Annotated in this window: 11 protein-coding genes and 1 tRNA gene; 7 read left to right on the top strand and 5 right to left on the bottom strand. The window is 64.3% G+C overall.

Annotation, left to right across the window (positions count from 1 at the left end):
- Window positions 1–189: 189 nt before the first annotated feature.
- Complete coding sequence (locus HV823_RS10755; RefSeq protein ID WP_176949704.1) at window positions 190–1,200, top strand: GntR family transcriptional regulator; 1,011 nt, start codon at window positions 190–192, stop codon at window positions 1,198–1,200.
- A gap of 145 nt (window positions 1,201–1,345) precedes the next feature.
- Window positions 1,346–1,996 (top strand): glutathione S-transferase family protein, encoded by a 651-nt coding sequence (locus HV823_RS10750; RefSeq protein ID WP_176949703.1) that lies wholly within the window; start codon window positions 1,346–1,348, stop codon window positions 1,994–1,996.
- 200 nt (window positions 1,997–2,196) lie between these two features.
- Here HV823_RS10750 and HV823_RS10745 read toward each other — a convergent pair whose 3' ends face one another.
- On the bottom strand, window positions 2,197–2,463 hold the full coding sequence (locus HV823_RS10745) for a hypothetical protein (protein ID WP_176949702.1): 267 nt from the start codon (window positions 2,461–2,463) through the stop codon (window positions 2,197–2,199).
- A gap of 279 nt (window positions 2,464–2,742) precedes the next feature.
- Complete coding sequence (locus HV823_RS10740; protein ID WP_246301093.1) at window positions 2,743–4,272, bottom strand: UxaA family hydrolase; 1,530 nt, start codon at window positions 4,270–4,272, stop codon at window positions 2,743–2,745.
- 238 nt (window positions 4,273–4,510) lie between these two features.
- Between HV823_RS10740 and HV823_RS10735 the strand changes: the two genes are divergently transcribed.
- The 3 genes from HV823_RS10735 to HV823_RS10725 all read left to right on the top strand — a co-directional run bounded on the left by HV823_RS10735 (window position 4,511) and on the right by HV823_RS10725 (window position 7,449).
- A complete protein-coding gene (locus HV823_RS10735) occupies window positions 4,511–5,311 on the top strand; it encodes an FCD domain-containing protein (protein ID WP_176949701.1) in 801 nt (266 codons plus the stop codon).
- 261 nt (window positions 5,312–5,572) lie between these two features.
- Window positions 5,573–6,817, top strand: a complete 1,245-nt coding sequence (locus HV823_RS10730; RefSeq protein WP_176949700.1) for an alpha/beta hydrolase — start codon at window positions 5,573–5,575, stop codon at window positions 6,815–6,817.
- A gap of 404 nt (window positions 6,818–7,221) precedes the next feature.
- Window positions 7,222–7,449: a hypothetical protein gene (locus HV823_RS10725; RefSeq protein WP_176949699.1), complete on the top strand. Its 228-nt coding sequence runs from the start codon at window positions 7,222–7,224 to the stop codon at window positions 7,447–7,449.
- Window positions 7,450–7,586: 137 nt separating this feature from the next.
- Here HV823_RS10725 and HV823_RS10720 read toward each other — a convergent pair whose 3' ends face one another.
- The 3 genes from HV823_RS10720 to HV823_RS10710 form a co-directional block, all read right to left on the bottom strand.
- Entirely contained in the window at window positions 7,587–7,967 is a 381-nt protein-coding gene (locus tag HV823_RS10720) for a hypothetical protein (RefSeq protein ID WP_176949698.1), read from the bottom strand.
- Between the two features lie 142 nt (window positions 7,968–8,109).
- Window positions 8,110–9,315, bottom strand: coding sequence for a sodium/glutamate symporter (gene gltS / locus HV823_RS10715; protein WP_176949697.1), 1,206 nt, complete (start codon window positions 9,313–9,315; stop codon window positions 8,110–8,112).
- A gap of 163 nt (window positions 9,316–9,478) precedes the next feature.
- Window positions 9,479–9,553: transfer RNA gene (locus HV823_RS10710), tRNA-Val, on the bottom strand.
- Window positions 9,554–9,892: 339 nt separating this feature from the next.
- Between HV823_RS10710 and HV823_RS10705 the strand changes: the two genes are divergently transcribed.
- Both HV823_RS10705 and HV823_RS10700 read left to right on the top strand, forming a co-directional pair.
- Window positions 9,893–11,041 carry an isovaleryl-CoA dehydrogenase gene (locus tag HV823_RS10705; protein WP_176949765.1) on the top strand — a complete coding sequence of 383 codons (1,149 nt, stop codon included), beginning with the start codon at window positions 9,893–9,895 and terminating at the stop codon, window positions 11,039–11,041.
- Complete coding sequence (locus HV823_RS10700) at window positions 11,041–12,648, top strand: carboxyl transferase domain-containing protein (protein ID WP_176949696.1); 1,608 nt, start codon at window positions 11,041–11,043, stop codon at window positions 12,646–12,648. Before HV823_RS10705 ends, HV823_RS10700 begins: the two co-directional genes overlap by 1 nt.
- The last annotated feature ends 5 nt before the right edge of the window (window positions 12,649–12,653 follow it).

Below are 12,653 nucleotides of genomic sequence, written 5' to 3'. Positions count from 1 at the left end.
GGGCGAAAAAGCCGTTCCGCCAGCCCTTGTCAGGGGTTCCCTAGCGCAAAAGCCCCGCCGCGTCACGAAAGGAATGCAATTTTTTGCGGGCCCGCGTGGAATTTCCTGTCGCGGTCCGGCGCAAGGACGACCATTGCCGACAGAGGCCGTTTGTGAGAGTGTCGCGGCGCGATGGCGGATGACAGGACGATGGCGAAGGAACGGGCGGACGTGGTCGAGACCGGGGAGGCGCGCCCGCTTTACCTGCGCATCCGCGACCAACTGGCCGAAGCGATCGCGGCAGGGCGGCTGCCGAAGGACGCGCTGCTTTTGGAGGGCCACGTGGCCAACATCTTTTCCTCCACGCGCACGCCGGTGCGGCAGGCCTTCGCCCTGCTGGAGGCAGAGAGTGCGATCCGCCGGTTCGACGGCCGCGGCTTCGTCGTCGGCCGCGGCAGGGGCGCGCCGCAGCGCATCGCCCTGACGTCGGACATGTTCGGCGGTGGCGAGGATGCACAGCCGCTGCGCAAGGCGCCCGCCTGGGAAACGATCTACGAGGCGCTGGAGCGGGAGATGGTGCATCTCTCCGTCTTCGGCCGCCACCGCATCAACGAGGTGGAACTGGCGCGCGCGAAAGGCGTCGGCCGCCAGGTCGCCCGCGACGCGCTCACCCGGCTGGAAAGCCTCGGCATCGTGGAGAAGGACGAGCGGATGCGCTGGACCGTCGTGCCGCTCGACGAGGGGCGCATGCGCGACCTGCACGACATCCGCGTGGCGCTGGAGCCGGTGGCGCTGAGGCAGGCCTTTCCCGTGATGCCCCGGGAGGAGCGCGCGGCGATGACGGCGCGGCTCAAGCGCGCGCTGGCCGGCTATCCCGATCTCTCGCTTGCGGAGATGGACGGCATGGAGACCGACCTGCACATCACCCTTCTCGGCCACTGCCCCAATCGCGAGATCCTGATCGCGCTGCGTCGCGCCCGCTTCATGCTCAATGTCAGCAAGCACATCATGGGCGTCTCGCACGTAATGCCGAAGGACGAACCCTTCATCGCCGAGCACCTCAAGGTGTTTGCAGCACTGGAGGCGGGGGATGTCGAAGGTGCGGCGGAGGCGCTCAGGCACCACATCGCCATATCGCTGCCGAAGGTGATCGGGAGGGTGGCGGAATTCCGGGCGACGCACCGGCCCGAACCGCCGGGCTATGCGATCGCGGCGGGGTAGGGGACGGGCGAGGGCCGCCAGAACGTCGCTTGTCTGAAGGCCAGGCTCGGCGTGGGGCTCCACCCAAGCAGGGGATTTGATCGCAGGGTGTCGGAAACTGCTTTGGCCGATCGTCTTCAAGACGGACAAGCCAGGGAGAATCGCGATGACGATTACCATTACCGCTTTCGAACGGTCGCCGGACTGCGGCAGGGGGATGGCGCGTGACATGCGTGTTCGCTGGGCGCTCGAGGAAGTCGGCCAGCCGTATGAGGTTCGCCTCGTTTCCTTCAAGGCGATGAAGGAGCCCGCGCATCTCGCGCTCCAACCTTTCGGCCAGATCCCGACCTATGAGGAGGATGGCCTCGTCCTGTTCGAGACCGGCGCCATCCTGCTTCATATCGCCGAGCGCCATGCGGGCCTGCTGCCGGACGACGCGCATGCCCGGGCGCGGGCGATCACATGGATGTTTGCCGCCCTCAACACGGTCGAACCGCCGACGGTTGATCGCGAAGTCGCCCGTTACCTGGAGGGCGACAGGGTATGGTACGAGGAGCGCCTGCCTCTCATCGATGAACGCATCCGCAAGCGGCTCGGCGAACTCGCAGCGCGCCTTGGCGATGCAGAGTGGCTCGACGGCGCATTCAGCGCCGGTGACCTCCTGATGGTGACGGTGCTGCGCAGGCTGGAAGGATCGGGTATCCTGGACGACTATCCTACGCTCTCTGCCTATGTCGCCCGAGGCCAGACCCGGCCCGCCTACAAGCGCGCCTTCGCCGCACAGCTGGCGGTGTTCGCCGCCGCGAATTCAGGCTGAGGGGGCTGCACGTACGGCGTATACGCTTACTGACTATTTCAATGGAACAGGCGACGCGCCAGCAGCACATAATATCGATCGGCTTCTACCGCCAGTCGAGTGGGCGAATTCCGGGAGACGCATCGGCCGGAGGTGCCGGGACATGCGGGCGATGTCGGGGACACTCAGGAATGGCGGCGGCAAAAACGCTGCGCCTAACCTCAGGTTTCAACCAGGATTACCAAAGACTCCGGCACCACCCCGTCAAAGGCCATCGCATCGGCTGCTGCCTTGCTTTGCATGGCCTTCCTCATGGCGTCCATATCCGGAACGTCCATAAGAACGGCCACACGAGTCGGGTCCTGTGGATCAACGAATGTTCGAATGTCGGTCACGCCGAGCGGACCGAACAACTCCTTGCGCTTCGGTGAGTTGAGCCAATGGTCCGCGCCCTTTGTGATGTTATGGTGGGCAACAATGGTCGGCATTGCATCCTCCCTCTTGTGCCGTGGAGCTCCGACATCAGGCGAGGCGTGCCGGGGTCCTCCACGTCGGAGCACGGAACGCCCACTCCTCAGGCCTGTCAAGCAATTCTTAGCGGGTCTTTCGATTTGACGGTGCCTGACGGTTGACACCGTGAGGCACAATCGCAGCCGTCCTCGCCCGCTGGCGATAGCGACCATCTGTGCAGTCACGGGCATGCCTCGCCTAGAAACTCAGAAGCTGGCATTCGGACGAGCGATACGTGACGTGTTCCCTTCCGCCCCTCACGTCACCGCCCCCACCTGCCACGGCACAAACTCGTTGTCGCCGTAGTCGAAGGCCTCGCTTGCCGTCTTCCTTCCCGAGGCCGTTTCGATGACGAATTCGAAGATGCGGCGGCCGGCGTCCTCGATCGTCTCGGTGCCATCGACGATGGTGCCGCAGTTGATGTCCATGTCGTCCTTGATGTGCTCGTACATGGGTGTGTTGGTGGCGATCTTGATGCAGGGCGCCGGCTTGTAGCCGGAGACGGAGCCGCGGCCGGTGGTAAAGGCCACGAGGTTGCAGCCGCCGGCGATCTGGCCGGTGACGGCGGCCGGGTCATAGCCGGGCGTGTCCATGAAGACGAAACCGGTCTCCGTCACTTCCTCGGCATATTCGTAGACGGCGTTGAGCGGCATCGAGCCGCCCTTCGCGACGGCGCCGAGCGACTTTTCGAGGATCGTCGTCAGCCCGCCGGCCTTGTTGCCGTGCGAAGGGTTGTTGTTCAGCTCGGCATCGTTCTTCGCCGTATATTCGCGCCACCAGTCGATGCGCGCGAGCAGCTTTTCGGCCACCTCCGGGCGGGCGGCGCGGCGGGTGAGCAGATGCTCGGCACCATAGATCTCGGGCGTCTCCGACAGCACGGTCGTGGCGCCTTCCTTCACCAGCATGTCCGAGGCGATGCCGAGCGCGGGATTGGCGGAAATGCCGGAATAGCCGTCCGAGCCGCCGCATTCGAGCGCCAGTTTGATTCCCGACAGCGGCTGCGGCGTGCGGCGGATGCGGCCAACGTCCGGCAGCATGTCGTCGATCATCTCGCAGGCGGCTTCGATCGTCTTGCGCGTGCCGCCCTGGTTCTGGATCATCATGGTGCGGAAGGTCTTGCCTTCCTCGAGGCCAGCCTCTTCCACCATGGGGCCGTACTGGAAGGTCTCGCAGCCGAGCCCGATCATCAGGATGCCGCCGAAATTTGGGTTGCGCGCATAGCCCTTGAAGGTACGGGTGAGGATGCGCCCGCCCTCGGATTTCAGGTTCAGCGCGCAGCCGCCGCCATAGGTCAGCGCCACGACGCCGTCGATGTTGTCGTGGCCGGCCTCGCGAAACTTCCGAGCGTAGTGCTCGGCGACGTAGCGCGAGACCGTGGCGGAACAGTTCACGGTCGAGAGGATGCCGATGTAGTTGCGGGTGCCGATGCGGCCGCCTCCGCGGTCGAAGCCGTCGAAGGTGCGGCGGTCGGCCTCCGGCACCATCGCGGGCGGTGCGTTGTCGACGCAGAATTCGTGCTTCAGCGCAACGTCGAGGATGGCGAGGTTCTGCAGGTGCACGTGCTCGCCCGGCATGATCGCCCGCGTCGCATAGCCGATGATCTGGCCGTATTTCAGGACCGGCGCGCCCTCGGCGATCGCGGCGATCGCGACCTTGTGCCCGCGCGGAATGCGTTCGGCGGCAATGACCCCGTTCACGAGCGCGCGCCCCGCATCGAGATTGGCCGGCACGACGCCGACATTGTCTTTCGGATTGAGAACGAGGACAGCGGGCATTTCGGCAAGCATGGCAGAACTCCTGCGACAGGGGACGGGCGAATTATGCACAATGTCGGCAAAAGTCAATTGTGGCAGTTTCGCACTCTGCCAAGGTTGACTCTGTGCCACCGATTCGCCTTCCCTCCCGGCATGCGCGTCGGGTCAAATAGTCATACTTTTGAATGAAATAGTCTGACAAATCGGTATTGACATGGCCGCCGGGCGGGGCGGATGCTGATGCGAAGCGCGGGTGCGCCGGGGGGTACAGGTGGACGTGACGAAGGAGCCGCGGGGCGGCAAGACGGATTTGCAGGTCCGCAGGCCGCGGGTGCAGAAAAACGTGACCGCTGCGATCGGGCTCGACATCTGCTCCGACCGCTATGCCGTGGGGAGCGTTCTTCCGCGGGAAAGCGATCTCTGTGAGATGTACGGCGTCAGCCGGACGGTGGTACGGGAATCCCTGAAGATCCTTTCGACCAAGGGGCTGGTTCATAGCCGGCCGCGCGTCGGCACGGTCGTGTGCGAGAAGACCGATTGGAACCTGCTCGATCCGCAGATCCTGGAATGGATGGGGCCGCGCATTCACGATCTCGATCTTTTCGGCTGCATTCTCGAGACGCGCCGCACGGTCGAGCCTGTCGCAGCGGCGTTTGCTGCCGAGCGCGCGACCGTCCAGGAAATCGCAGACCTCGACGGTGCCTGGCGGCGCATGCGCGACGCCGGCACGGATATCGAAGCCTTCACGCGCGCCGACGTGCAGTTTCACGAGATCCTGCTGAAGGCGAGCCACAACCAGGTCTTCCGCCAGCTCTCGTCCATCATTCATGCTGCGCTCATCTATGCGCTTTATCGCTCCAACGAGGCGGTGGAAGACCGCGAGGAGGCGCTCCTGGTTCATCGGGAACTGGTCGAGGCGCTGCGCCTGCGTGACGCGGAGGCCGCACGCGCGGCATCCCACCGGACGCTGGACCTTGCCGTTCGCGACCTCGCCCTGAACGGAGCCTCGCGGGGCCTAGCCGCCTCCAGCGTCGGAGCGGAGCGGTTTTCACCTTCCTTCAGAGGGTCATGACATCGGGAAGGGAGCGTCCACGCTGCGGGATTTGAGATGCAGCAGGTCGCGGAGTGCTTCGGTCGTGCCACGTGACGGCTGTGGCCGCAGCGCCGCAGGTGCCCGCAACGTCGATGTCACAAACACCGGTGCGGGTGATAACCGATTGCCTGACCGAGCATTGCCCTTTAAACATCTCTTAAGACATGCGGTCGGCCTCATATGGGCGGCGGCCACCGGGGAGGCTGCTTTGTCGGCGGCGCGGTAAAAGGGTGTATCCGAATGCGGAATGGGTGGCGCATTGCGCTTGTTTTGTCGCTTTCGGTGGCCGTTGCCGCGTGCGGTGGAAAGAAGGGCTTCATGGCTCCCATCGCCGAGACCGCGCCGGTGCCCGGAACATCAACGGTGGACATGCTCGTCGCCACCACCCGCGTGCCCTCCGGCGATCCGAACACGCTCTTCTCCGGCGAACGCAGCGCGCGGCCTTTCCTGACCGATATCGCCGTGTCCATTCCGCCGGACAAGAACCGCAAGGCCGGCAGCGTGCAGTGGCCGAAGAAGCTGCCGCCCAATCCTGAAACCGACTTTGCGGTGACGCGTGTCAAGCAACTGCCGTCGGTGGAAAGCGGCGAGGCCTGGTTCCGTGCGCACAACAAAAATGGCCACGTGATGGTCTTCGTGCACGGCTTCAACAACCGCTACGAGGACGCGGTCTTCCGGTTCGCACAGATCGTTCACGATTCGGATGCGCAGGTGACGCCGATCCTGTTCACCTGGCCGTCGCGCGCGCGCGTGTTCGACTATAACTACGACAAGGAAAGCACCAACTATTCCCGGACGGGTCTGGAGCGGCTTCTGCGCGCGATCGAGGCTGAAAAGGGCGTGACCGACATCACCATCCTCGCCCACTCGATGGGCACCTGGCTCGCCATGGAGTCGCTGCGCCAGATGGCGATCCGCGACGGCGGCAAGCTCGGGCCGAAGATCCAGAACGTGGTGCTGGCCTCGCCCGACATCGATATCGACGTCTTTGCGCGGCAGTGGTCGGACATGGGCGAAAGAAAGCCGAATTTCACGATCTTCGTCTCGCAGGACGACAAGGCGCTGGCGCTTTCGCGCTTCATTTCCGGCGACGTTCAGCGCCTGGGGCAGATCAATCCGTCGGACGAGCCCTATCGCGCCCAGTTCGAAAAGGCCGGCATCACGGTCGTAGACCTGACCAAGGTGCAGACCGGCGATCGGCTGAACCATGGAAAGTTTGCCGAGAGCCCGCAGATCGTGCAGCTGATCGGCGAGCGCCTGGTCAACGGTCAGACGCTGACGGACTCCGATGTTTCGCTCGGCGAGGGCATCACCGCAATCGTCGCGGGCACGGCAGGGGGGATCGGCCGTATCGCCGCGACGACGGTCGCAACGCCGGTGGACCTGCTGACGATGACGCCCGCGCAGGAGCGGCTGGGTGGCAGCGTGGACAAGGGGCTGATGTTCGACGAGTCCGAAAAGCAGCCGGTGACGCAAGCGAAGTAGCAGGATTGTGCAGTCCTGCTTCAAAAACACACACAATTGGTCATGGATGCGGCAAAATACACGTAGTCTCTCGTCCGGCATCGTGTGACGGCGCAGGCCGGCTCTTTGCGGGTCCGCGGTAGCCGACGAGCGGATCGTTCGCCCCTAATATGCTGAATTACCGTCATATTTCTGCTGTGGGCACTTTCACGGACGTGGACCGGAAGACAGAAATTTTGACAAATGGCCAACACTGCGGCCGCGAGTGCCGCGGCGCATGTCGCGTCTGATTGGACTTACGTTCGAGGCCTGTGATTTATTCCCAGCAACTTCCCACATTTTTGTGGAATTGTGTGTGATGTTGTGCTTATATGCCGACATAAGAAAAGATCAGCCGAAATCGTTACGCTTCGAAGGGGAATTCCATGGCTCGAACGCCGGAGGAATGGGGGGCGCTGCTTGGCAGTACCCTGGCGAAGATGCAGGCCAGCGATCCACGATTCATGCTTCCGGCGATGTCGCCGGACTGCTGCCGTATCATCACCGAGACGATCGCCGTCATCGCTGCCGAGGCTCGCTCGCAGGGCTATGACGACGCCCTGCTCGGCCTGCAGCAGGGCAAGATGGCGGGGCGAAGCCGCCTTCACGCCTGACCTGCGTTGCGATCTGACGCTTCCACCGAATGACATGGATTCTTTCCGTCCGGCAGGCGCACTGCAGGAAGCAGATGTGCGATGAATGCCGGCCGTGCCGTGCATTGGTCGCAGATCCGTCCGGTAATTGTCCGCGGTCAGATGGAAGACTTGGGTGGTCCACCCGGTCTTTCGGTGACGCTCGGGGTCAGGCGTCCGCGCGACCGCGAGCGGTTGGCGTTTGCAAGCCGTTCGCGCGCTTCTTTCAGCTCCTCGGCGGAGAAGAGCGGCTGGAATTCCGGCAGAAGCATCGTCGCTTCCATCGAGTGTCCGGTCTTGCCGAGGTCGATCAGCCGTTCGAGGCCGGTCGTGCCCGGCTTGAAGACCAGTTCCTTTGCCGCCGAGACGCCGCCGTTCAGGATGACGTAGCGCCGGAAGAGGACCGGCCGGAACCCGAGCGCGGAACAGACGTCGTAGAGCGCCAGCATCTGCTTGTGGAAACGCTCACGGGCGTGGTTACCGGCGGGGCCAATTTTCACGATGCTTTCCTTCGGTTTCAGCCTGCGCCGTTGCCTTGCGCCTGCCATCGTAACGAGGCTTTGCGCAGTTAGCCCGGAATGTCTGCCTGGTAAAGCTACAAATACCGATCTCTGTGCCGGCTGGAAGTAGCGCCGTGCGCGCCTACCGCACCATGAAGCCGATCGCGATCGCGTTGGCGAGGTCGATGAAGAAGGCGGACACCAGCGGCAGGATGATGAAGGCCGTCGGCGCCGGCCCATGGGCCTTGGTGACGGCCGTCATGTTGGCGATCGCGGTCGGGGTCGCACCCAGGCTGATCCCGCTGAAGCCGGCCGAGATGACGGCGGCCTGGTAGTCGCGGCCCATCGCCGGGAAGACGACGAAGATCATGTAGAGTACTGCGGCGACGGTCTGCAGGCCGAGCACGATGATCAGCGCCGGCCCCAGGCCGCCGAGGGTCCAGAGCTGCATCGACATCAGCGACATGGCGAGAAAGATGTTCAGCGAAAGGTCGGAGATGAGGGCCAGCGAGCGCGACCGGGACGGCCAGAACATGTTCGGCAAGAGACGGGGAATGGTGTTGGTCATCACGATTGCGACGAGCAGGCAGACGACGAAGAGCGGCAGCTTGATGCCGGTTTCGGCCACCACCTGGTCCAGTGCGAAGCCGATCAGGATCGCAATGTTGAGGATGAGGACGGTGCGCAGCAGGTTGACGTGGTTGATGCTGCTTTCCCGCACCGTCGCCGATGCGTCGGGCAGGCCGATGCTGGGCGGCTCGGTTGCCTCGCCGCTCAGCTTGTAACGGCCGATGAGAATGCGCGCGACCGGGCCGCCGACAAGGCTTGCGGTCACCAGCCCGAGCGTTGCCGAAGCGATCCCGATTTCCAGTGCGTTCGGCAGGTTGAAGCGATTGGCGATCAGCGGCGCCCAGGCGATCGTGGTGCCGTGCCCGCCGATCAGCGATACCGATCCGAGAAGTGCTGCGATCCCGTCCGGCAGGCCGAGAAGGGCGGCACTTCCGGCCGCGACGACATTTTGCAAGATCAGGAAGGACAGCGTCAGGACCAGGAGAATGACGAGCGGCTTGCCGCCGGCCCTGAGATCGTCCAGCCGGGCGTTGAGCCCGATGCCGGTGAAGAAATAGAGCAGCAGCATGTCGCGGGCATCGAGGTCGAACACGATGGCCGTGTCGAAGACGCGGTAGGCAATCAGGGTGACGAGTGCAGCGACGAGACCGCCGGTCACGGCTTCGGGGATGTTCCACCGTTTCAAAGGCCCGACGATCCGGTTGAGCCCAGATCCGACGAAGAACACCACGATGGCAATCGTAAAGGTCAGGAAGCCTGGTGTCTCGATCGTCGTCATGCGTCGGTTGCTCCCTCAAGCGAAGCGCTGCGCGCTGTGGTGGCAAGTCGCGTTCAGGGTTGTGTTACTACGGCGCGGCCGGGCGGTCCAGAAGACGCCGGCGAAGTCGCGGAAAAATACGAAAAGGGCTCAGCGATTTCTCGCTAAGCCCTTGAAATTCGAATGGTGGGCGTGACAGGGATTGAACCTGTGACCCCTACGATGTCAACGTAGTGCTCTCCCGCTGAGCTACACGCCCATCCGATGTGGGCGCATAGACCATAAAAGCCGGCGCGGCGTCAATAGGCTTTGTGAAGCTTTTTTCACGCTTATTTTTGCCGCTGTGGAGGCCCCTGATTTTCCGGGATTTCGGGCGAAATCAGGCCCGTGGATAAAAAGGGGATCGCACTCCAAACGAGAAAATGGCACCCTATCTTCCTGTCGGCGCTTTGGGAGGAGGGCTGCAGGTTTGCGGGATGTATCGCTTCGGCCGCGCGGCTGGCGATGCTTTCCGGCGGCACGGTCTGACACCGTCCGCATGCCTTGCCTCTGCTGGAGCCATCGCCGTGGGAGGACAATGACCATGTACACCGCCGGAATGCATTTCGGGCTTGGCGACGAGGTCGATGCGCTGCGTGAGAGCGTGCGGCGTTTCGCGCGCGAGCGGATCGCGCCGATCGCTGCTGATATCGATCGCGACAATGCCTTCCCCGCGCCGCTCTGGCAGGCGCTCGGCGAACTCGGCCTTCTCGGCATCACGGCCTCGGAAGACTATGGCGGTGCCGGCATGGGCTATGTCGCCCATTGCGTGGCGATGGAGGAAATCAGCCGCGCGTCCGCCTCGGTCGCCCTGTCCTACGGCGCCCATTCCAACCTCTGCGTCAACCAGATCATGCGCAACGGCACGGAAGCGCAGCGCGAAAAGTACCTGCCGAAGCTGATCTCGGGCGAACATGTGGGCGCACTCGCCATGTCGGAGCCGGGGGCCGGGTCGGACGTCGTCTCGATGAAGCTGCGGGCAGAGAAGCGCGGCGACCGCTACGTCCTGAACGGCAACAAGATGTGGATCACCAACGGTCCCGATGCCGACGTGCTCGTCGTCTATGCCAAGACCGATCCCGGTGCCGGGGCGCGCGGCATCACCGCCTTTATCGTCGAGAAGGGGTTTGCGGGCTTTTCCACCGCCCAGAAGCTCGACAAGCTCGGCATGCGCGGCTCCAACACCTGCGAACTGGTGTTTTCCGACTGCGAGGTGCCGGCGGAGAACGTTTTGGGCGGCGAGGGGCGCGGCGTGAACGTGCTGATGTCGGGGCTCGACTACGAGCGGGTGGTACTCTCCGGCGGGCCGCTCGGCATCATGGCCGCCTGCCTCGACGTGGTGGTGCCCTATGTGCACGAGCGCCGTCAGTTCGAACGGCCGATCGGCGAATTCCAGTTCATCCAAGGCAAGGTGGCCGACATGTACGTCGCGCTGAATTCCGCCCGCGCCTATGTCTATGCGGTGGCGGCGGCCTGCGACCGCGGCGAGACGGCGCGCAAGGACGCCGCTGGCTGCATCCTCTACGCCGCCGAACAGGCGACGCAGCAGGCGCTGCAGGCGATCCAGGCGCTCGGCGGCAACGGCTACATCAACGATTACCCGACCGGCCGGCTGCTGCGCGACGCCAAGCTCTACGAAATCGGGGCAGGGACGTCGGAGATCCGCCGCATGCTGATCGGCCGCGAAATCTTCCAGGAGACCGCGTGATGGCGGTGCTGAAATCAGGCATCTCTCCGCGCAGCGAAGCGTTTGCCGCCAACCGGCAGGCGATGCTTTCAGCGATCGGGACGGCGGAGGCTGCTGCCGAACTCGCCTTCGAGGGCGGTGGCGCCAAGGCGCGCGAACGCCATCTCGGCCGGGGCAAGCTGCTGCCGCGCGAGCGCGTGGCGCAACTGATCGACCCGGGCTCGCCCTTTCTGGAGATCGGGCTGACGGCGGGGCACGGGCTCTATGACGGGGCCTCGCCCGGCGGCGGGCTGATTGCCGGTGTCGGCCGCATATCCGGGTTGGACTGCATGATCGTGTGCAACGATGCAACTGTGAAGGGGGGCACCTACTATCCGATCACGGTGAAGAAGCACCTGCGCGCCCAGGAGATCGCCGAGCAGAACCGGTTGCCCTGTTTCTATCTCGTCGATTCCGGAGGCGCCAATCTGCCGAACCAGGACGAGGTGTTCCCCGACCGCGACCACTTCGGCCGCATCTTCTACAATCAGGCGCAGATGTCGTCGAAGGGTATCGCGCAGATCGCGGTCGTGATGGGCAGTTGTACTGCTGGCGGGGCCTATGTGCCGGCGATGAGCGACGAGACCGTGATCGTGCAGAACCAGGGCACGATCTTTCTCGCCGGCCCGCCGCTGGTGAAGGCTGCGACCGGCGAGGTCGTCTCGGCCGAAGACCTCGGCGGCGGCGATGTGCACACGCGGCTCTCGGGCGTCGCCGATCACTTGGCGCGCGACGACCGGCACGCATTGGCGCTGGCGCGTCGGATCGCCGCCAATCTCAACGGCCGCAAGCCGCCACTGCCGCAAAAGGGCGGAGGCGATCCGCCGCTCTACGATCCCGACGAGATCCTCGGCATCGTGCCCGCCGACAGCAAGGTGCCCTACGACGTGCGCGAGGTCATCGCCCGCATCGTCGACGGTTCGCGCTTCGACGAGTTCAAGGCGCGTTTCGGCACCACGCTGGTCTGCGGCTTTGCCGCCGTCCACGGAATACCGGTCGGGGTCGTCGCAAGCAACGGCGTGCTCTTTTCGGAAGCGGCGCTGAAGGGGGCGCATTTCATCGAACTCTGTGGCCAGCGCTCCATTCCGCTGGTGTTCCTGCAGAACATCACCGGCTTCATGGTAGGGCGGAAATACGAGGCCGACGGCATCGCCAAGCACGGCGCCAAGCTGGTCACGGCGGTTGCCACCGTCGGCGTGCCGAAGATCACCATGCTGATCGGCGGCTCCTACGGGGCCGGCAATTACGGCATGTGCGGCAGGGCCTATTCGCCGCGCTTTCTCTGGACCTGGCCGAACAGCCGCATCGCGGTGATGGGCGGCGAGCAGGCGGCAGGCGTGCTCGCAACGGTGCGGCGGGAGGGGATCGAGCGCTCGGGTGCCGCATGGTCAGCAGAAGAGGAGGCCGAGTTCAAGCGGCCGACGATCGAGATGTTCGAGCGCCAGAGCCACCCGCTCTACGCCTCGGCTCGGCTCTGGGACGACGGCATCGTCGACCCTCGCGGGGCGCGCGACGTCCTCGGTCTGTCCTTGTCTGCCGCACTCAACGGCCCAATCGAAACGACGCGCTTCGGCCTGTTCCGCATGTAGATCCA

Origin of the sequence: Mycoplana rhizolycopersici, assembly GCF_013378445.1 — a bacterium.
Lineage (GTDB): Bacteria > Pseudomonadota > Alphaproteobacteria > Rhizobiales > Rhizobiaceae > Mycoplana > Mycoplana rhizolycopersici.
This window is presented reverse-complemented; position numbering and strand designations above follow the sequence as displayed.

Excerpts from the sequence above, each read along its gene's own strand:
- HV823_RS10755 (WP_176949704.1), top strand. The coding sequence starts at position 190 with ATGGCGAAGGAACGGGCGGACGTGGTCGAGACCGGGGAGGCGCGCCCG.
- HV823_RS10750 (WP_176949703.1), top strand. The coding sequence starts at position 1,346 with ATGACGATTACCATTACCGCTTTCGAACGGTCGCCGGACTGCGGCAGG.
- HV823_RS10745 (WP_176949702.1), bottom strand. The coding sequence starts at position 2,463 with ATGCCGACCATTGTTGCCCACCATAACATCACAAAGGGCGCGGACCAT.
- HV823_RS10740 (WP_246301093.1), bottom strand. The coding sequence starts at position 4,272 with ATGCTTGCCGAAATGCCCGCTGTCCTCGTTCTCAATCCGAAAGACAAT.
- HV823_RS10730 (WP_176949700.1), top strand. The coding sequence starts at position 5,573 with ATGCGGAATGGGTGGCGCATTGCGCTTGTTTTGTCGCTTTCGGTGGCC.
- HV823_RS10725 (WP_176949699.1), top strand. The coding sequence starts at position 7,222 with ATGGCTCGAACGCCGGAGGAATGGGGGGCGCTGCTTGGCAGTACCCTG.
- gltS (WP_176949697.1), bottom strand. The coding sequence starts at position 9,315 with ATGACGACGATCGAGACACCAGGCTTCCTGACCTTTACGATTGCCATC.
- HV823_RS10705 (WP_176949765.1), top strand. The coding sequence starts at position 9,893 with ATGCATTTCGGGCTTGGCGACGAGGTCGATGCGCTGCGTGAGAGCGTG.
- HV823_RS10700 (WP_176949696.1), top strand. The coding sequence starts at position 11,041 with ATGGCGGTGCTGAAATCAGGCATCTCTCCGCGCAGCGAAGCGTTTGCC.